The organism is Yunchengibacter salinarum, from assembly GCF_037658235.1.
GTDB classification, from domain to species: domain Bacteria; phylum Pseudomonadota; class Alphaproteobacteria; order Sphingomonadales; family Kordiimonadaceae; genus Yunchengibacter; species Yunchengibacter salinarum.
Genome location: NZ_JBBJLN010000001.1, coordinates 334,749 through 353,904 on the forward strand (window position 1 = coordinate 334,749; position 19,156 = coordinate 353,904).

At 65.2% G+C, this 19,156-nt stretch carries 19 protein-coding genes; 14 read left to right on the forward strand and 5 right to left on the reverse strand.

The window, feature by feature from the left end; all coding sequences use genetic code 11:
• From murJ to WGH93_RS01580, 5 genes are all read left to right on the forward strand, one after another.
• Nucleotides 1–1,632, forward strand: coding sequence for a murein biosynthesis integral membrane protein MurJ (gene murJ / locus WGH93_RS01560; protein WP_374763082.1), 1,632 nt, complete (start codon nt 1–3; stop codon nt 1,630–1,632).
• A gap of 80 nt (nt 1,633–1,712) precedes the next feature.
• Nucleotides 1,713–2,741, forward strand: coding sequence for a tryptophan--tRNA ligase (gene trpS, locus WGH93_RS01565; protein ID WP_374763083.1), 1,029 nt, complete (start codon nt 1,713–1,715; stop codon nt 2,739–2,741).
• Between the two features lie 102 nt (nt 2,742–2,843).
• Nucleotides 2,844–3,473: a DUF4136 domain-containing protein gene (locus WGH93_RS01570; protein WP_374763084.1), complete on the forward strand. Its 630-nt coding sequence runs from the start codon at nt 2,844–2,846 to the stop codon at nt 3,471–3,473.
• A gap of 301 nt (nt 3,474–3,774) precedes the next feature.
• The gene (locus WGH93_RS01575; protein ID WP_374763085.1) at nt 3,775–4,530 is read left to right on the forward strand and encodes a hypothetical protein; all 756 of its coding nucleotides are present in this window, start codon (nt 3,775–3,777) and stop codon (nt 4,528–4,530) included.
• Nucleotides 4,517–4,837, forward strand: coding sequence for a winged helix-turn-helix domain-containing protein (locus WGH93_RS01580; RefSeq protein WP_374763086.1), 321 nt, complete (start codon nt 4,517–4,519; stop codon nt 4,835–4,837). The genes WGH93_RS01575 and WGH93_RS01580 overlap by 14 nt, the downstream gene beginning before the upstream one ends.
• Before the next feature lie 35 nt (nt 4,838–4,872).
• Here WGH93_RS01580 and WGH93_RS01585 read toward each other — a convergent pair whose 3' ends face one another.
• Complete coding sequence (locus WGH93_RS01585) at nt 4,873–5,781, reverse strand: MBL fold metallo-hydrolase (protein ID WP_374763087.1); 909 nt, start codon at nt 5,779–5,781, stop codon at nt 4,873–4,875.
• A 200-nt stretch (nt 5,782–5,981) separates the two neighbouring features.
• Here WGH93_RS01585 and WGH93_RS01590 point away from each other — a divergent pair, with 200 nt between their 5' ends.
• The 3 genes from WGH93_RS01590 to WGH93_RS01600 are packed head-to-tail and all read left to right on the forward strand — an operon-like array spanning nt 5,982 to nt 9,979.
• Nucleotides 5,982–7,214, forward strand: a complete 1,233-nt coding sequence (locus WGH93_RS01590; protein WP_374763088.1) for a D-alanine--D-alanine ligase — start codon at nt 5,982–5,984, stop codon at nt 7,212–7,214.
• 3 nt (nt 7,215–7,217) lie between these two features.
• A complete protein-coding gene (locus WGH93_RS01595; protein WP_374763089.1) occupies nt 7,218–8,246 on the forward strand; it encodes an alpha/beta fold hydrolase in 1,029 nt (342 codons plus the stop codon).
• Nucleotides 8,243–9,979, forward strand: a complete 1,737-nt coding sequence (locus WGH93_RS01600; RefSeq protein WP_374763090.1) for a Mur ligase family protein — start codon at nt 8,243–8,245, stop codon at nt 9,977–9,979. The genes WGH93_RS01595 and WGH93_RS01600 overlap by 4 nt, the downstream gene beginning before the upstream one ends.
• A 33-nt stretch (nt 9,980–10,012) precedes the next feature.
• Here WGH93_RS01600 and WGH93_RS01605 read toward each other — a convergent pair whose 3' ends face one another.
• Nucleotides 10,013–10,873 carry a tetratricopeptide repeat protein gene (locus WGH93_RS01605; protein ID WP_374763091.1) on the reverse strand — a complete coding sequence of 287 codons (861 nt, stop codon included), beginning with the start codon at nt 10,871–10,873 and terminating at the stop codon, nt 10,013–10,015.
• 109 nt (nt 10,874–10,982) lie between these two features.
• Between WGH93_RS01605 and WGH93_RS01610 the strand changes: the two genes are divergently transcribed.
• Nucleotides 10,983–11,924, forward strand: a complete 942-nt coding sequence (locus WGH93_RS01610; protein ID WP_374763092.1) for a Rossmann-fold NAD(P)-binding domain-containing protein — start codon at nt 10,983–10,985, stop codon at nt 11,922–11,924.
• 25 nt (nt 11,925–11,949) lie between these two features.
• Here WGH93_RS01610 and WGH93_RS01615 read toward each other — a convergent pair whose 3' ends face one another.
• Both WGH93_RS01615 and WGH93_RS01620 read right to left on the reverse strand, forming a co-directional pair.
• Entirely contained in the window at nt 11,950–12,468 is a 519-nt protein-coding gene (locus WGH93_RS01615) for a universal stress protein (RefSeq protein ID WP_374763093.1), read from the reverse strand.
• 68 nt (nt 12,469–12,536) lie between these two features.
• A complete protein-coding gene (locus WGH93_RS01620; RefSeq protein ID WP_374763094.1) occupies nt 12,537–13,559 on the reverse strand; it encodes a DUF2333 family protein in 1,023 nt (340 codons plus the stop codon).
• Nucleotides 13,560–13,923: 364 nt separating this feature from the next.
• Between WGH93_RS01620 and WGH93_RS01625 the strand changes: the two genes are divergently transcribed.
• The 3 genes from WGH93_RS01625 to WGH93_RS01635 all read left to right on the forward strand — a co-directional run bounded on the left by WGH93_RS01625 (nt 13,924) and on the right by WGH93_RS01635 (nt 15,900).
• Nucleotides 13,924–14,307 carry a hypothetical protein gene (locus tag WGH93_RS01625; RefSeq protein WP_374763095.1) on the forward strand — a complete coding sequence of 128 codons (384 nt, stop codon included), beginning with the start codon at nt 13,924–13,926 and terminating at the stop codon, nt 14,305–14,307.
• Between the two features lie 97 nt (nt 14,308–14,404).
• Complete coding sequence (locus tag WGH93_RS01630) at nt 14,405–14,791, forward strand: DUF952 domain-containing protein (protein WP_374763096.1); 387 nt, start codon at nt 14,405–14,407, stop codon at nt 14,789–14,791.
• Complete coding sequence (locus WGH93_RS01635) at nt 14,788–15,900, forward strand: quinone-dependent dihydroorotate dehydrogenase (RefSeq protein ID WP_374763097.1); 1,113 nt, start codon at nt 14,788–14,790, stop codon at nt 15,898–15,900. Before WGH93_RS01630 ends, WGH93_RS01635 begins: the two co-directional genes overlap by 4 nt.
• A gap of 83 nt (nt 15,901–15,983) precedes the next feature.
• On the opposite strand, the gene WGH93_RS01640 is transcribed toward WGH93_RS01635, so the two are convergent.
• A complete protein-coding gene (locus WGH93_RS01640; protein ID WP_374763098.1) occupies nt 15,984–17,438 on the reverse strand; it encodes a putative metalloprotease CJM1_0395 family protein in 1,455 nt (484 codons plus the stop codon).
• 281 nt (nt 17,439–17,719) lie between these two features.
• On the opposite strand from WGH93_RS01640, the gene WGH93_RS01645 reads away from it, so the two are divergent.
• Together WGH93_RS01645 and WGH93_RS01650 are read left to right on the forward strand one after the other, a co-directional pair.
• Nucleotides 17,720–18,274 (forward strand): sigma-70 family RNA polymerase sigma factor, encoded by a 555-nt coding sequence (locus WGH93_RS01645; protein ID WP_374763099.1) that lies wholly within the window; start codon nt 17,720–17,722, stop codon nt 18,272–18,274.
• 2 nt (nt 18,275–18,276) lie between these two features.
• A complete protein-coding gene (locus WGH93_RS01650) occupies nt 18,277–18,957 on the forward strand; it encodes a ChrR family anti-sigma-E factor (protein WP_374763100.1) in 681 nt (226 codons plus the stop codon).
• The last annotated feature ends 199 nt before the right edge of the window (nt 18,958–19,156 follow it).

Sequence of the window (19,156 nt, forward strand, 5' to 3'; positions counted from 1 at the left end):
ATGACGGCCAAACCGGACAACCCGTCTCCGCGCAAGGCGGCTCTCGCCGGTTTCCGGCGCCATGCGGGCACGGTGGGCGGGTTGACCATGCTCAGCCGCCTTTTCGGCTTTGCGCGGGATGTGCTGATGGCCGCCGCGCTCGGCGCCGGGCCGGTGGCGGATGCCTTTTTCATCGCCTTCAAGCTGCCCAATTTCTTTCGCCGCATCACCGCCGAAGGGGCGTTCAACGCCAGCTTCGTTCCGCTTTATGCCGGGTTGCTGGGCACCACGGCGGACGAGGCTGCCCGCGAGCGGGCCGCGGACTTTGCCGGAAAAGTGCTGGGCTGGTTTCTGCCGGTGCTGCTGATTCTGCTCGCCATCATGGAAGCGGCCATGGTCCCGGTCATGACCGGGCTCACCGGCGGCTTTGACGGAGACACGGAAAAGTTCGATCTGGCGGTGGAGTTGGGCCGGGCCACTTTTCCCTATCTGGTGACCATATCGCTGGTCGCCTTCTTTTCCGGCCTGCTGAATGCCCACACCCATTTCGCCGCCGCCGCTTTCGTGCCGGTGCTGTTCAATCTGGTGCTGATCACCGCCCTGCTGAGCGCGGGGGAAACGGCCCTGGACACGGCGCGGGCGCTGGCCTGGGCGGTATCGCTATCGGGGCTGGTGCAGCTTGTCTGGGTGTATGGCGCGGCCCGCCGGGCCGGTATCCGCATCCGCTTTCAACTGCCGCGCCCCTCGGCGGATGTGGCCCGCCTCGCCCGCCTGATGGGGCCGGCGGCCCTGGGCGCCGGGGCGCTGCAACTGGGCCTGCTGGTGGACCTGTTTCTGGCCGCCCGCTTTCTGGATGACGGCGCCGTAAGCTGGCTGTTCTATGCCGACCGGCTGCATCAGCTACCCATCGGGGTGGTGGGTGTGGCGGTGGGGATCGTGCTGCTGCCCGGCATCTCCCGCTTGCTGGCGGATGGCGACCGGGCCGGGGCCAATCGCCAGCAGAATGACGCCATCCTGTTCGCCATGACACTGACCCTGCCCGCCGCCGCCGCCCTGGCGGCCATACCGGAAGCCCTGATCAGCGGCCTGTTCGAACGGGGCGCCTTCACCCGCGCGGACAGTGTGGCCACGGGGCGGGCGCTGATGGCCTATGCGCTGGGCCTGCCCGCCTTTGTGCTGGTGAAGGTGCTGACCCCCGGCTATCACGCCCGCCGGGACACGCGCACGCCGGTGCGCTATGCCATGATGGCGCTGGTGGTGAATCTGGCGCTCAATCTGATCCTGATCGGCCCCATGGCCCATGCCGGGCTGGCGCTGGCCACCAGTCTCAGTGCCTGGGTCAATGTGGCCCTGCTGGCCCGCGGCCTGACCGGGCAGGGCCTGCTGGAAGTGGCGGGCGACACCTGGCGCCGCCTGGGCCGCGCACTGGTGGCGACGGCCCTGATGACGGCGGGCCTGATCGGCCTTGCCAGCGTGATGCCTGCCCTGGTGGCGGCCCTGCCGGGCGGTCTGACCGGCGGCATTGCCGGGGACGCCGTGCCGCTCGTGCTGCTGGTGGGGGCGGGTCTGACGCTCTATTTCGGCGCGGCCTTCGCGCTTGGGGTCTATGCCCCGGCCAGCCTGCTGGCGCGGCTGTCAAGGCGGCCCCGCTGAGGCGGCCCGCCAACCCCGGCATGATGCTTGTCTTTGGCGGCGGCCCTTGTCATAAGGCAGGCAGTAGCCCCCAAGACCAGATGGAGAGAGTCCCCGTGTCATTCCACGCTTCTTCAGGCCGCGTTTTTTCCGGTGCCCAGCCTTCGGGCAATATGCATCTCGGCAATTATCTGGGTGCCTTCAGGAACTGGGTTGCCCTTCAGGACAGCCATGAATGCCTGTATTGCGTGGTGGACCTGCACGCCATCACCGTATGGCAGGATCCCGCGGAACTGACCCGCCAGACACGGGAAGCGGCCGCGGCCTACATGGCCGCCGGGGTGGACCCGCAAAAGTCCATCCTGTTCAACCAGTCCCAGGTGATGGCCCATGCGGAGTTGAGCTGGATCTTCAATTGCGTCGCCCGCATCGGCTGGCTGAACCGGATGACACAGTTCAAGGACAAAGCGGGCAAGAACCGGGAAAAGGCCAGCGTGGGCCTGTGGGTCTATCCCACCCTGATGGCGGCGGACATTCTGTTGTACCGGGCCAACCGCGTGCCCGTGGGGGAGGATCAAAAACAACATCTGGAATTGACCAACGAAATCGCCCGCAAGTTCAACCATGATTACGATACGGACCTGTTCCCGGAGGTGGAGCCCATTATTCAGGACACCGGCGCGCGGGTGATGAGCCTGCGGGATGGTTTGCGGAAGATGTCCAAGTCCGAGCCCAGCGACATGACCCGCATCAATCTGACCGACGACCGGGACCTGATCGCAAAGAAAATCCGCAAGGCCCGCACCGATTCGGAGCTGATCCCCGCCACCATGGACGCGCTGGGCGAACGGGCGGAGGCACGCAACCTGATCGGCATTTATGCCGCCCTTGCGGACATGAAAAAGGATGCCGTCTGCGCACGTTTCGAGGGGCAGGGCTTTGGCGACTTCAAGAGGGCGCTGACGGAACTGGCGGTGGAGCGGCTCGCCCCCATCACCGAGGAAATGGCCCGCCTGATGAACGCCCCGGACCATATCGACCGGGTTCTGCGCGACGGCGCCGAGCGTGCCCGCGCCATGGCCGAACCCACCATGGCCGAGGTGCGCCGCGCCATGGGCCTGCTGGCCTGATGCCTGGCCTCCGGCGTCAGCAATAACAGCCCCTGTTCAGTCAGGGTTCAGCCCCCATATGATGAGGTGAGGATACGACACATGAATCATGCGGAGAGAGTAATGCAACCCATTCGTCATCTGGCACTTATTGCGGCAGCGCTTGTGCTGGGTGCCTGTGCCAAATCCTTTGAAAGCGATGTGGCAACCTTCCACAACATGCCGGCACCCGGCGGCAAGACCATCGCCGTTCAGGCCATGGACCCTGACAAGCAGGACAGCCTAGAATATGCCCAATATGCGACCGTTGTGGGGCGGAAACTGGCACAGCAGGGCTTCAAGCTGGTGGACAGCACGGATAATGCGGACCTGATCGCCGGTTTCGACGTAACCCTGTCCGAAGGTCGCGTCCATATTGACGACCGTGGCTATGGCGGCGGCTTTTATGGCGGCTATGGCTTTGGCGGCTTCCACGGCTATCCCTATTGGGGCATCGGTCCCGGCTTCAACCGGCGCACGGAATCGGAAACCGTCTATACGGCCCGGCTGGCCATGGAAATCCGCGAACCCGGCGGCAAGATGGTCTTTGAAGGCCGTTCCGAAGCGGAAGTGGACAGCCGCGCCCTGCCCGAACTGGTACCGCTGCTGGCGGAAAGCCTGTTCCGGGAATTTCCCGGCCAAAGCGGCATCACCCGGCAGGTGAAGCTGAAGGGCGACATGGTGGAAAAAATTCAGGACCCGAACGCCTATTGAGGTCCATGCCGCCCCGGCGCGGCCTTCAACACGCGATCTTCAAGCCCGGCAGGCCCCTGCCGGGCTTTTTCTTGTCCGCCCATGACCCGCCCCCGCCGGGCTGCCGCGACAGAGCGCCACCCCGCTTTGTCACCACATGAACCGCGAACCGGGGACCGCGGGAAACGGCCCCGGCGGCCATGAGGGCACCCGCACCGGCCCCGATCAGCTATTGACATGGTCGCATCACGCGATACATTCTGCAATGTACTTTGTATTGAAAAGTACTTTATTATCCCGAAAAAGCAGGATGGAGAACGTCATGACAGACCCCGCAAATCAGGGAAACCGGCCCGATCCACATGACGGGGCCAACCCACGGCAGGAAGCCAATCCCCGGCAAAGGACCGATCCACATGACGGGACCGACCCACGGGACGGGGCCGACCTCCTGGCGGCATCCCCCGGCGATGCCGCTGGCGACCCCGCCGGTGATCTGGCCCTCATTCGCCGCATGATGGAAGAAGGCCGCGCCCGGCTGGGGGCGGACGGACGCCATGTCACCCTGTGGGGCATCATTGTCGCGCTGGGCTTTCTGGGCACCTGGGCGGTGGTCGCCGGTTATCTGCCACGGGTATCCCCCTGGCTCTGGGTCTGGTTGCCGCTGGGGCTGATCGGCTGGACGGTCAGCATGGTGATCGGCCGCAACACCCCCGGATCGTCCAATCCCGTAGGGCGCATCGGCGATGCCGCCTGGCTCGCCGTGGGCCTGTCCATGACCGTTGTGCTGATCGCCGGCCTCGTGGGCGGCCACGGCCCGTCCCCCATCACGGTGGTCATGATCAGCGCGGCCCTGTTCGCCAGCGCCTTTTTCACCATCGCCCTGGTCACCAAAGACCGCTATCTCGCCGTGGTGCCCGTGGGCTGGTGGGCTGTTCTGGGCTGGATGACTCAGGTGGAAACCTTCACCCGGCCCATGCTTCTGGCCCTTGCCCTGATCAGTGTGAGCCTGATCACCGTGCCCGGCCTGATCCTGATGCGGTGCCATGGCCGACGGGGGCACCATGGCGGGGTATGATGTCAGCAAGCTGGACGATGTGATCCATTCCAAGGCACGGCTGGCCATCATGTCCTATCTGATGACCGCCGACCCATGCGACTTCACGGACCTGAAAACCCAACTGGGTCTGTCTGACGGCAATCTGTCCACCCATCTGCGCAAGCTGGAAAGCAGCGGCTATATACAGATGGAGAAAACCTACCGGGGACGCAAACCGCTGACCCGCCTGCGCCCCACCGCCGCTGGCAAAAAAGCCTTCCGCGCCCATGTGGAAGGGCTGGCCCGACTGCTGGGGCCTTCCCTGGGCGGCTCCGGGCCGGATTGACGGAAGGAAACCCGCAAAAAGGGGGGCAACCGCCCCTATTTTTCCGGCAGAGAACGATAGACGAAGCTGATGAACAGGTCTGTCCAGCCGTCCCGTTCCGTGTGCCATTTGTCCGCCATATCCGCCAGCGGCGCTGCCGCCTGAATCTCTTTCAGGCTTTTGCCCTCGGCCTTCTGGGCGGCGATGCGGTCACGGGCCTCCGTCACCACATCCCGATAGGTTTCCAGCCCCGCCCGATCGGTCACCGGGCCATGGCCGGGAATGATGATGGTGTCGTCGTCCACCCGCTCCAGCGCCACCGAGACCGCGTTCAGGATGCCATCGATGGAACCGCCATTGTCCACATCGATGAAGGGGAAGCGGTTGTTGAAGAACGTATCCCCCATGTGCAGCACATTGCTGCCGGTGAAATGCACCATGGAATCGCCGTCCGTATGGGCATGGGGAACATGGATGACGCGCGCCTCCTCCCCGTTCAGATGCAGGCTCATTTCCTCATTGAAGGTGACAACCGGCAGGGTCGCATCGGAAGCCGGGTCCATCACGGCACCGAACGCCTTGATCTCCGCCCCGGTTTTCAGGCGATGGCGCACATTGTCATGGGCGATGATCAGCGCCCCGCTCTGCCCCAGATTCTCGTTGCCCCCGGAATGATCCATATGGAAATGGGTGTTGATGACGAAGCGCAGAACCGGATCGCCGGTTTCGGCCACCGCCGCACGGATTTTATCCGTCAGCGGCGCGTACTGATCGTCCACCAGAAAGGCACCATCCGACCCGCTGGACAGCGCAATATTGCCGCCCCGGCCAAAGATCACATGAACCGGGCCGCGCAGCGCCTCCCGCGTGACGGTTACATCCGCCATGTCATTCTGCGCGAAAACCGGCGCGCCCGCACCCATCACAAGCGCGCAAACCGCCGCAAACTTCCCGAACCCGCTCATAATGTCGCCCCTTTTGCCTGTGCGTTATCATTGGCCAAGAGCCTACCGCCTTCGCCCTTCCGGTCAAGCATGTCGGGCCGGGCGTGTTGCAGGCTGATCGCCTTTGGGCTTGTATGACCGGGGCGGGATTGGCTAAACCGATTGAAACCGGCGACTCATTTGGGAAGGCCGGGCGCGCTTCTTTTGGGATAAGGTGAATTATGGCCGACAGGCAGGTCATCGCGGTTCTTTTCGGCGGCCGCAGCGTGGAACATGATGTGAGCATCCTGACCGGCTTGCAGTTCCTGGAGGCACTGGACCCGGAGCGCTATAGCGGCCTTCCGGTCTATATCGACCCGCTCGGTCACTGGTGGACCGGGGCGCCGCTGCTCAGGCGCAGCCAGTATCCGATCAAGGCCGATGATCCGCCCCGCGGACTTCAGCGGGTGCGGCCCGATCTGGCCCGCCCGGCGGGCAGCCGCCCCCGTCTGGTGGCCACCCGGAAGGGCCTGTTCGGTACCAGGGAAACCCTGTTGCCCTTCGATCTGGCGGTGCCCGCGCTGCACGGCTCCAATGGGGAGGACGGCACGCTTCAGGGGCTGCTGGACTTTGCCGACATACCCTATGCCGGATGCCGTACGCTGGCGGCGGCAGCCACCATGGACAAGGCATTCTTCAAGTCCATCTGCCGCGACGGCGGGCTGACCGTGCTGCCGGACCTGGTGGTGGACAGGCCGGAACACGGCCAGTTCCTGGACCCGGACACGGTGGCGCAAACCCTGTCGGATGCACTGGGCGCGGACCCCTATCCACTGATCGTAAAGCCCTGCAATCTGGGCAGTTCCGTTGGCGTGCAGCGCGCCACCGACCGGGATGGTCTGATGGCCGCGCTGACCGGGGTGTTCCGGCTGGATGGCCGGGCCCTGGTGGAGCCATGCGTCACCTCGCTGGTGGAATATAATGTGGCGGTGCGCCGGGCGCCGGATGGCAGGGTGCTGACCTCCGCCATCGAACGCCCGCTGGCCAAGGGGGATGTGCTGGACTTCGCCAACAAATACCGCGCGGGCGGCGATGCGGGCGGCCCCAAGCTGGACGGCGCCGAGAGCGAGGGCATGGCATCGCTCAATCGGGAGCTGGACCCGGAAAGCCTGAGCGACGCACAGGCCCGGCAAATCCGGGAGACGGCGGAAAGCCTGTTCGACGGGCTGGACCTGGCGGGCAGTGTGCGGGTGGATTTCCTGGCCGATGCGGACAGCGGCGATTTGTGGCTGAACGAGGTGAACACCTGTCCCGGCAGTTTCGCCTATTTCCTGTGGGAAGCGGCGGAAACCCGCACCAGTTTTCTGGACCTGACCCATGACCTGATCCGGGAAGGGTTCCGGCTTTCCGGCAAGCGGCTGGGGCTGACCGATGCCGCCGCCGGGGGCGCGACCCTGTTCAAGGGGCGGGACTGACCCATGGCCAGCGCCGCCCAGAACATTGCGGCTGACCGCGCGGCCACCATGGATGGGAACAAGGCCGCCGCGCCGGATGGCCCCACACCGGAAGGCCCCTGGGCGGCGAAAACGCTTTCCCCGCCCACGGACGGGGCAACCGCCCATCGCAGCTTTGTCTGGCTGCATGGCTGGGGGCAGGACCATAACAGCTTTAACCGCCTGACCCGCCTTCTGGCGGATACCGGCCATCACCAGATATTCGACCAGCCGGGGTTCGGCGCCACGCCCAAACTGGCGGACGGCGCGGGCACGGCGGATTATGCCGACGCGCTGGCCCGTGAGCTGGACCGCCGCGGCGCTGCCGGTGGCCCCAGGGGGCCGCACATTCTGGTGGGGCACAGCTTTGGCGGGCGCGTGGCGCTGCAACTGGCTCAGCGCCACCCGAAAAAGGTGAAAGCCGTCATCATCATTGCCGGAGCGGGCCTGCCCCGGCGGCGATCGCTGCGCTTCCGGCTCCGGGCCATGGCCCTGAAGATGCTGGGGCGGCTGGCGGCGCTGGCCGACAGCCTGGCCCGCAATGCGCAGGACACGGGTTACCGCGCCCGCTTCCAGGCCCGTTTCGGCAGCGCGGATTACCGGAATGCGGGCGCCTTGCGGGCCACCTTCGTGGCCGTGGTCAATGAAAACCTGACCAATGTGGCGCGCGCCGTGCGCCAACCGGCGCTGTTGCTCTATGGCAGCGAGGACAGCGAAACACCGCCGGAACTGGGCGCCCGGCTGGAAGGGCTGATGCCGCTGTCCCGCTTCAGCGAACTGGCGGGGTTCGGCCATCTGGATATCCTCGATCGGGGTGCCTATCAGGTGGAAGCCCGCATCCGGCGCTTCCTGAACGATCTGGACCCGGACAATCGCCAGACCCGGCACCACGGGCCGCAGACACGGGGCGGCCAAGGCAGCAGGGGCAGCACAGGAAGCGGAAGCAACGGGGATAATGGCGCCACCGCCCCCCCTGACCGCGACCCCGGTGACAGGGAGTTCCGCACGCCATGATCTTCGACCCCGCCAACGGACTGATCCTGCTGGTGGCCGCCGCGCTCGGCTGGCTTCTGTTGGAACGTGCCCTGCTCTATATGACCTATTTCCAGCAGGAGGAATACGACACGCCGCGTTTTCTGGGCTGGATGTGGCGCGCCCGCGCCGTGGACAGCCGCACCACGCTGGCGCTGCTGACACTGGCGGCAATGGACGGGCTGGTCTTTCTGGCGCTGAAACAGCACCCCACCCCCTTTACCCTGGCACTGGCCGCCGTGATCCCGGCGCTGGCCGCCCATCAGGAACGGGCGCGCCGCCGCGGCCACAAGAAACCGCTGGCGCTGACCCAAAGGGTGCGGCGCATTCTGGGCGTTCATGCAGGGCTGATGCTGGCGCTGGTGGCAACGGCCTATCCGCTGGTATTGCAGGCCCCCACCGGCACCCGGCTGGATCTGGACCTGAGCGCGCTCACCATGGCGCAGGCACGCTATGACTGGCGCGGGCTGGCGCTGATCGCGCTGATGGTGGCGCTCATCCAGCTAACACCGCTGATGCTGGTGGTGGCCAATCGGGCGCTGGCCCCGCTGGAAGCCCACATCAGGGCCGGGTTCCGGCGGGAAGCCGAGGACCGGCTGGCCCGGCTCAACCCCACCGTGATCGGCATTACGGGGTCGTTCGGCAAGACCTCCACCAAGCATATCCTCGCCCATATCCTGTCCAGCGCCGCGCCCACGCTGGCCACACCCGGCAGCGTCAATACGGATATGGGGATCACCCGCATCATCCGCGAAAAGCTGACCGGCGAGCACCGCTATTTCATCGTGGAAATGGGCGCCTATGGCCCCGGCTCCATCGCCCGGCTGTGCCGCCTGACGCCGCCGGATACGGGCATTATCACCGCCGTGGGACCGGCCCATTATGAGCGCTTCAAAACGCTGGACGCGGTGGCCCGCACCAAGTTCGAGCTGGCGGAGGCCGTGTTCCAGAGCGGTGGCCGCATGGTGGTGAACCGATCCGGCATCCCGGCGGATCTGCTGGAAGACCGGCTGGACCAGGTGCGCGGCGATTATGTGATGGTGGCCATCGGCCCGGACGAGGGCGGCGCCCATGTGACGCTCACGGACCATCATATGACGCCCGACGGGCTCAACCTGACCCTTATCGAAAAAGCGGGCACCTTTGACACGGATGGCGCCACCCACACCCTGACCCTGCCGCTCTTTGGCAGCCATCAGGCGGGCAATGCGGCAGCGGCCATTGCGCTGGCGCGGTCACTGGGGATGCCCATGGCCGCCATCAAGGCCGCGATCGCCGATATGCCCCAGATCAACCACCGGCTGGCGGTCATTCGCGCGGCGGGCCAGCCCACCATCATCGACGACGCCTATAACAGCAATCCGGTGGGCTTCGAGCAGGCGCTCACCGTATTGGACTTTCTGGCCCACCACAGTGGCGGGCGCCGCATCCTGATCACGCCGGGCATGGTGGAACTGGGCGCCCGGCATGACGAGGACCACGCCCGGCTGGGCCACTTCGCGGCGGGCAAGGTGGATCTGGCGCTGGTGGTAACACCCCAGCGCATTCCCAGCTTTGTGGACGCGCTGAAGGCCGCCTCGGGCGGGGCCACCGTGCTCACATTCGATCGCCAGCAGGAAGCGGAAAGCTGGGCCGCGAACCAGTGGCGGCCCGAAGACGTGGTGCTGTTCGAAAACAATCTGCCGGACCTGTTTGAGAGCCGACTCTCGCTATAGGGCGTGGGATGGCAACCGCGCCCCTTTGCCCTGTTAATCAGGGTCCGGTTGATCCGGCGCGGGCGCTTCCGGGTCCACTTGGCCCGCCGCCTCTTCCTTTGGAAGATCAAGGTCCATCACCTCGATGGTGCGGCGGGCGATCTCGGCCTCCTCACTGTCCGGCGCCTGCTGGATAACCCTCACGAACGCCCGGCGCGCTTCCGCCAACCGGTCCTGCGCACGGCGCAGATTGCCCAGTTCCAGCAATCCATCCACCCGTTCGGGAAAGGCATCCCGGTAGCGGGACAGAATGTCCGCCGCCTCGTTCAGCCGGCCAGTCTGGCGCGCGGCGGATGCCAGAAGGGCGAGAGCGGGCGTGTCCTTACGCATCCCGTCCAATGCTTCCTTCAGAGTGTCATAGGCGGCCTCCATGTCCCCGTCCGCCGCATGGATGCGACCCTGATCCACCAACAGACTGCGATGCAGCGCCGTTCCCGATTCCACCAGCGACAGCGCCTGACCGATCGCCTGATAGGCGCGGACAATCTCCGACGCCATCAGCCAGGCATTGGCCGCCTGGCCCAGCATGTCCGCCAGCGCCCGCCCCGTGGCGGTGACCCGGCGGCCATCCACCAGCGGCATGTCCTTGCCGGTGCGCATGTCTTCCACCAGGCTTTCCAGCCTGACCGCCGATTCGGCATATTCGCCCAGCTCATACAGGCCCACCGCCTCGCAGTGGCGCGCGGGCACGCCGCCGCCATCCGCCTGCCAGGCCAGCGCCATGTTGATCCCCGCATCGGGGCTGCCCATCGCCTTGTTCATGCACTGGTCATAGCGCGCCCGGCCCGGGCGCTCGGCCACCGCATCAACGCCAAGCGCAAGAACACAACAGGCTGTCAGCATCAATCGGATCATGGTGAACGCACTCCTTCGACAGGGACCGCCTTGATTCGCCATCGGCATCGCCCCATTGTCGCAACTGGCATGGCCATTTCGGGGCAGTGGAAATTTAAGCGGAGACAGCATGACGGACACCCATCTTCTTGTGTTCGGTCCCGGCTACAGTGCCCGGGCCGTCATGGCAAGGGCCCGCGCGGCGGGATGGCGGATCAGCGCCACTGCCCGCACGACAGACAAGGCGGAAGCCCTGGCCGATATGGGCGTTACGCCGATCCCGTTCCAGGCGGGCACCCCCTTCGCCCCGCCGAAACAACCGGTGACCCATGTGCTCGCCAGCCTTGCCCCAAGCGCCGACCGGTCGGCGGAAGACCCGGTGCTGGCGCAGGCGGAAACCTGGCTGAGGGGTGAAGAAACACTGGTCTGGGCGGGCTATCTGTCCAGCACCAATATATATGGCGACCATGACGGCGCCTGGGTGGATGAAACCACGCCCCCCGCCCCCACGCTGGATCGCGGGCTGGACCGGCTGCGCGCGGAAACGGCCTGGCGGAGGCTGGCCGGGCCGGGCCGGGTGGTGGATGTTTTCCGCCTGGCGGGGATTTACGGGCCGGGTCGCAACGCGGCGCGCAGCCTGCGACTCGGCAGGGCGCGGCGCGTGATCAAGCCGGGTCAGGTGTTCAGCCGCATCCATGTGGACGATATCGGCGATGCGGTGATGCGGGCGATGGGTCAGGCGCTGGCATTTTCAAAGCCGCCAGGGGGGCTGGAAACCGACGGCGCCCGGCTGTTCAATCTGGCGGACGATATGCCCGCCCCGCCTCAGGACCTGATAACGCAGGCCGCCCACTGGATGGGAATCACCCCGCCACCGGAGCAGGACTTCGACACCGCCGACCTGCCCCCCATGGCAGCCAGCTTCTATGCTGACTGCAAGCGTGTGCAAAACAGGCGCGCGAAAGACATTCTGGGGTGGCAACCGCTATGGCCTGACTGGCAGAGCGGGCTGAAGCCACTGGCCGCGGCGGAAAAGGCGGTGCTGGCCATGGGACGGCACGGGGGCGCCTGACGGAATCCACCCGACACGCCTCGAATCAGGCCATGGCGTCCACATCCTCCACCGACATGGTGCCGGGAATGATGAAGATGGGGCAGGGCATCTGAGCAATATTGTGATGGGTGAAATAATCCACCAGCGGGCCGGGGTCGCCTTCCGTACCCGCCCCCAGCGCAAGGCCGAAAATATCCGGCGCCTCCCCCAGATATTTCAGCAGTTCTTCCCGCGGGTCTCCTTCCCGGATGACCAGTTCGGGCTGAACGGAATAACGGGATTCCAGCTTCTCCGCCTCGTCCCGGAGCATGATATCCGCTTCTTCCCAGGCTTCTTCGCGCATCCGGTTGGCCACCGCCATCCAGTGCTGAAACTCCCCCGGACGGATGCAATGGAACAAGACCAGTTCCCCGCCGGTAATGTGCGAAGCCCGCGCCGCGGCGAACCGGATGGCCACCCTTGATTCAGGCGAGCCATCCACCACGGCGACGATTTTCCGCACCCGTTTGGGCACCGGCTGCAATGGCGGGTGGATATCCCCGGTCTGGTCGGGTTCAGTCATGGCGTCTCCCCCTCGGATCGCGGTCAGCGTGACACCGCCGGGGGCCGATGACAAGATTGACGTTCCCGTTATTTCAACAGGACATTGGTGACCTCACGCATCTGAGTTCGGGCACGCAGAAGATAAAAACCCTGCATGGCCAGATGGTTGGCTAGAACGCCCGCCACCGCGCCATTGGTCACCACAAGGGGATCGAGCCGCGCCGCCGCGCTCAGGGAGGCGATCAGCTCATCGAACAACTGCACCAGATCCCTGTCTTCGAGAATTTCCCGGAAATCCTTTTTCAGCGCTTTCAGAACCATCGTATAGGCATAGACCTGCCCCTTGGTCCGGTAAAACAGATCGTCGGCGCCGGTGTCCGGCAGGAAGCCGCCCCCATGACCGGCGATATATTCATCCAGCGCCGCGCTGGATGAGCCAAGGTCCAGCGCCACCCGGTCCAGCGTGGCCAGCAGATTGTCCGCCCGGCGATCAAAAACCGCATCCCCCTTGCCCAGCCGGGCATTATAGGCGCGCAACTGGCGGGCGGCTTCCCGGTAATAGCTGTCCGCCGGGGTGGTGGGCAAAAGCGAGGTGGAAAAATTGATGATCCAGCGATCCGCTTCCTTTGACAGGTTCCCGGCAGCCTGTTCCAGGTCCGCGTCCTCCGCGCTGGAGCCGCGCCGCCGCCCCAACTGGTCCCGCAACTCAAACACGAAGCGGGACAGCGCCCCCATCATGCCGCGCTGAAAATTGGGGGTATTGTCCAGCCACCAGCCGGGCAGGATCATGGGATCATTGGGCAGCCAGTTATGGTCGCGGGTCTCCCGCTCCACCAGACGGGCGGTCATGGCCACCACATGGGCGCCACCCCCGACCGGTTCGGGCGCCATGTCCAGCGTATCATCGATCCGGTGGGCAATGGGCATACCGATCAGAATATAGAGCACAAAGGCCACCGGCAGGCCCAGCACCAGCTTGCGCCAGGTGCTTCCCGCCACGCCGCCCAGCGCCGCCGCCGCCCGCCGCCAGAGCCAGCGCATCCCCGCCACGATGCGGCGACCCGCACCGCGCAGCTTTTCCGCAATCCACAGCATCAGTTCCTTGATCATCCGAGACCGCCCCCATTTACCGGCGCATCGTTTGCCCGCGTGAAGATGCCTGTCCCTTCTTTGTCGGGGTACGGCGCCCTTAATGCAAGGACAGCATGGACATTCAGCACAATTCAGCCCCGGTTCATGCCCTTGGTGCATGGTGAAAAGGCATGATAGGGCTATGCCCTGTCCGGGTGTCGGCCCTGATCCGAAATTGTGATCCGAAATTGTGATCCGCGCCCGCCAACAAACCGGCCCCGCAGTGTGAAAGGTTGCGCCCGTGCACCCTCATCCCCGAACCATGGCTGAAGCCCCCTGCCACCCGGCCCCCGACAGGAAAACGGGGCTGACCGGGCGCATGAAGGGCGCCGTGATATCCGGTATGATAATGGCCGGTGCGCTGGCGCTGTCCACCCCCCCGGCTTCGGCACAGACACACAACGAACAAACCGAAAACCGCATCGTCACACAGGAAATAGACTGCCTGCGCGTCAGCCGCATTCGCAGTTACAGCATTGAATCCACCCGCCTGGTGCGGCTGGCACTCAATCACGGGCAGGACGGGCTGATGCAGGTGGGGTCGCATTGCGGCGATCTGGCGTTTCACGGCTATTTCAGCTTCATCCCGCGCAATGGCCGCCTGTGCCGTCGATTCGATTCGATTCAGACCCGATCCGGCCACCGCTGCGAGATCGAGCGCCTGATGCTGGTGCCGGAAGGGGCATCGGTTCCAGAAAGCCTTCGCGACCCGCCACCCGACGGGTAACGCGACAAAAAGAACCGATCCTGCCGCGATGCTTGTCACCATCGGGCCCACATGCCAAAACATGCCATCGGATAAACAAGATGACGAGACGGGCAGCATGACAGGACCAGCCTTTGACAGCCGTGGCCATGCCTTCAAGGTTTTGACCCTGGCACAATGGCGGGATCTGCGCGAACGGGGCAGCTTTTCCGGCAGCCCGGTGGACGTGCGCGACGGCTATATTCACCTGTCGAGCCGGGAACAGCTTGGCGCCACGCTGGAAAAGCATTTCAAGGGCAGCGGCCCTTTGATCCTGGCCGCCGTGAATCTGGGCCGGCTTGGCGATGCCCCGCTCCGGTTCGAGCCCGCGCGCGGCGGGGATCTGTTTCCCCACCTTTACGGCCCGCTGCCGCTCGGTGCCATTTCCGCGCACTGGACACTGGACCCCCCGGATCATGCCCTGCCCCCCGATCTGCCCCATAGCACCTCCGAGGGGGCGTCGTGATCTTTGAAGCCATGCGGCCCCTTTTGCACCGGATGGACCCGGAAAGGGCGCACGCGCTGACCGCGTTCGGGCTGTCGCTGGCGCACAGGCTGAGCATTTCCGCCAACCCGGACCCGTTTTCCGACGATCCCCGGCTGGGCATCTCCGTCTTTGGGCTGGATTTCCCGAACCCCATCGGCATGGCTGCCGGGTTTGACAAGAATGCCACCCTGATCGCGCCCCTTCTGGCCATGGGGTTCGGATTCGTGGAAGCAGGCACGGTGACCCTGTTCGCCCAGCCAGGAAACGACCGGCCCCGCATGTTCCGCCTCAAGCGGGATGAGGCGGTGATCAATCGGCTGGGCTTCAACAATCATGGCGCCGAGGAAGCGGCCCATCGGCTGGAAAAGCTGGAAAAACGGCATCTGGCCGGGCCCGTGGGCATCAATATGGGCGTCAACAAGGACTCCCGGAATCGTCAGCACGATTATGAGCGCATTTTCGAGCGGCTCTATGGTCTGGCCGACTATGCCACCATCAATATTTCCAGCCCCAACACGCCGGGGCTGCGGGATCTGCAAAGCCAGGACGCATTGCGGCGCCTGGTGGCGGGGCTGGATGGTGTGCGGGCGCGGCGGAAAACACAGGGCGCAAAGGCCATGCCCCTGCTGATCAAGGTGGCCCCGGACCTGACCATGACCGACGTGGACGACATCGCCACCATCGCCCTTGAAGGCGGCGTGGACGGGCTGATCATATCCAACACCACCATCACCCGACCCACCGGGCTGACCAGCGACAAAGCATCGGAACGGGGCGGCCTGTCCGGCAAGCCACTCATGCCCCTGTCCACCAAGATGCTGGCGGAATTCTATCGGCGGCTGGACAATCGGCTGCCCCTGATCGGGGTGGGCGGCATTGCCAGCGGCGCGGATGCCTATGAAAAAATCCGCCACGGCGCCAGCCTGATTCAGCTATATACCGCCCTGATCTATCAGGGGCCGCGGCTGATTTCCCATATCAAGGCGGATCTGGTGGCGTGCATGGAAGCGGATAAATTCACCCGCCTGCGGGATGTGGTGGGCACGGCGCTGAACGATAGCGAAAGCAGCACCTATCTGTCCCAATAAGCCCACTGACCCGGCAGGGTGGCGCCGTTTTGGCGGAAATTCATGACATTTGATATGGCTGGAGGTGATCGGCTGACAGCCGGTCAGGCGCTGAGGTCGAGGCGCCGCGTGATACCGGCGCCGCCATCTTCCCCGCCGGACCCAAGAGCGAGCCGGGCCACGCCACCGGCAAAGGGCTGAACCCCGACACTCGCCGTATCCGCACCGGCACGCGCCCCATTGCCGGGGCCATCGGCGGCGATGCCCGCTGTGGCCGGGCCCGTATTGGCACCACTGCCAGCACCGGCGATTTCCGCGGCGCGGTTGAAGGCTTCGCTGGCGCGGCTGAAGGCCGCCATGCCGGCACCGTCCCTGACGGCACCCCCGGCACCGCTCCGGCCCACGTCGGCCACGGCGTTTGCCGCGGCAAAGTCGGCTGAAACGCCCGCGCCACCATTTGCTGCCCGCTGATCGGCGGCAAAGGCGTTGGCGATTCCGTCAATGGCTCCCTCAGAAGCCGCGCCCCGCGCGAAGGCATTGGTGTTGTCCCGTGCACTTCCGGGGGCACTTTCGGGCGCACTTTCTGCGGCATCAGGGCTTTCCGGCCCATCGAAACCGGGGCGGATGGCCTGCGCAACGCCCTGAGTAACACCCTGAGTAACGCCCTGGGCATTGGCGCCGCCTGCCCGCTCCGCCTGCCCGTTTTGGGGCGCGCCGTTCTGGGGCGCGCCGTTCTGGGGGGCATCATTCCGAGGCGCGCCATCCTGGGCCTCTTCGCCCTCCCCGGCCTGATCGGCGGGGCCATCATTGGACTGCCGGGCCGCCTCGGCGCGGGCCTGCTGTGCTTCCGCCTGGGCCTTGGCGGCCACGCGCCGATCCTGCGACGATGGCTCCGCCGGTGCCAGCGCGGCGCGACGCACCACTTCCATCTTGCGGGCCGTGGCTTCCGGGTCCCCGGCGATGGGGGATGTATCGATGGAAACACTGCCCGCCACGGCGAACCGCTGGCCATTGGGGCCCTGTTCGAATTCAAATTGCGGCGCGCTGGCAAACTGCCCGCCCACACGGGCATGGGCTGCCTCATGGGCGCGGACTTCGCGGTCCCGGTCCCGCAATTCTTCCACGCGCTCCTGTTCCGCTTCGGTCAGGTCATTGGGGTCATTTGAGGCTTCCGCGCCCTCAGCGGGGAGTGCCTCGGCGCCCTCATTCTGTGCCTGACCAGCTTGTGCCGGGCCAGCCTGTGCCGGGCCGGCCTGATCGGTCAGCGGTCTGGCGCCGCTTTCCTGCGCCGCCACGGCACTGGCACCACCCAGCGAACCGGCCCCGCCCGACAGACCCGATTGCCCGGATTGACCGGGCCGACCATTGGCCCGGTCCCCGGACCCCTGAAAAGCAGAACCCTGAGTGCCGGACCCCTGAGTGCCGGACCCCTGAGTGCCGGGCGCGCGGGAACCGGCGTCGCGGCTTTCGTCCGCGAACAGGCCAACAGGCAGCCGCCCGCGCCCATCGCGCGAGGCGGCTGTGCCATTACCCGCTTCACCCGTTTGTTCCGGTATCACCGGCCGGGTCAAGGAAGGCAATGGCGGACCCAGACTGCTCAGACCATCACCGATACTCATGCCCGCGATAATAGCAGGTCCGGTTGAGGGAGTCATGCCTGAAAAGTCGGGCACACGAGGCTGTGAGTGATCCGGTCATTTCCAGTGATCGTAAATATGATCAGCACAACAAGGGGGAAAGGTCCGTGCGGTTATCGCATCCGGCATCGAATCATGCTACTGAGACCCTTGCGGAAAGGGCGCCGGAACAACGGGGCGCACCGCGACGAAGGGGGACTCATTTGACCTTGTTGGATGCACCGGATCACGCCGATCTGATCACCGCCATCGCCCAGGACAGGGATCGCGCGGCCTTTGCCAGACTGTTCAGGCATTTTGCACCCCGGCTGAAGGCTTTTGCCATGCGCGGTGGCCTGTCGGGGGACGCGGCGGAGGAAATCATGCAGGAAGCCATGGTGGCGGTCTGGCGCAAGGCCTATTCCTATGATCGGCAGAAGGCATCGCCGTCCACCTGGATTTTCACCATTATCCGCAACAAGCGGATCGACTATCTGCGCCGGGAAAGAAAGCCCGCTTTCACGGCGGAGGATTTCATTCATGAGGAAACCACCGAGGAAGGCGCGGACCAGAGCGTGGCGGTCAATCAGGAGCTGGGCGTTCTGAGCGATCGCATGAAAACTTTGCCACCGGACCAGATGGAAGTGATCCAGAAAGCCTTTCTGGAAGAAAAATCCCATAGCCAGGTGGCGGATGAACTGGGTCTGCCCCTTGGAACCGTGAAAAGTCGCATCCGGCTGGCCATTACGCGGCTCCGGGGCCTTATGGAGAAAGAGTAGCCGTGGTTGTCAACGACGTCGCAAATACACTCTTGCTGGATCATGCAACCGGCGTTCTGCCCGAACCGCTGGACGTGATGGTATCGGCCCATGTGGCGATCAATGAGGAAGCGCGGGTCAAGAAGGACGTGCTGATGTCCGTCGGCGGGCGCTTTCTGGAGTCCGTGGACCCGGCGCCCGTATCCGATACGGCCCTGGAATCCATCCTGTCCCGGATCGATACCGACCCCGGAAGTCCACCGCCGAGCCAGGCCACGGCCAACAGCCTGGAAGAAGACCCGAATACCGCTTATGATCCGGTGTATCGCCGGGTTCCGAAACCGCTTTGGCCCTATGTGCGCAAGGGCGCGGGCAAATGGCGATCCGTTGGCGGCGGCGTGAAGGAATTTCGCCTGAACTTCGCCGCCCAGGGGTATCGCGCCAGCCTTCTGGAAATCGCACCGGGTCGCCGTATTCCCAGCCATACCCACAGTGGCCGGGAATATACACTGGTGATCGACGGCGCCTATGACGATGGCGCCATGCGCGTGGACCGGGGCGATCTGGTCTGCAACGACCATGACGATACCCACCAGCCCGAAGCCGACGCCCGCATGGGCTGCCTGTGCATGGCGGTGCTGAATGCACCGTTGAAATTCAGCGGCCCGCTGGGCTGGGTGATCAATCCCTTCATGAAAGTATAAAGCCGCCGCGCAGGGCTGAAAGCTGTGCGCCCGCCACCGGCGCAGGCCCTGCCGCACCGGCCCGTAAAGCGCGCCCGCACCCCCACACGGTCGTTGTTCATGATGGACAACCGGGATCATTTTCAGTTCACTGCGCGCTCACCGGGCACTCAACTGGGTGTGTCGGACCAGAACCGGCAGAGCGGAAAAGGACGGACGC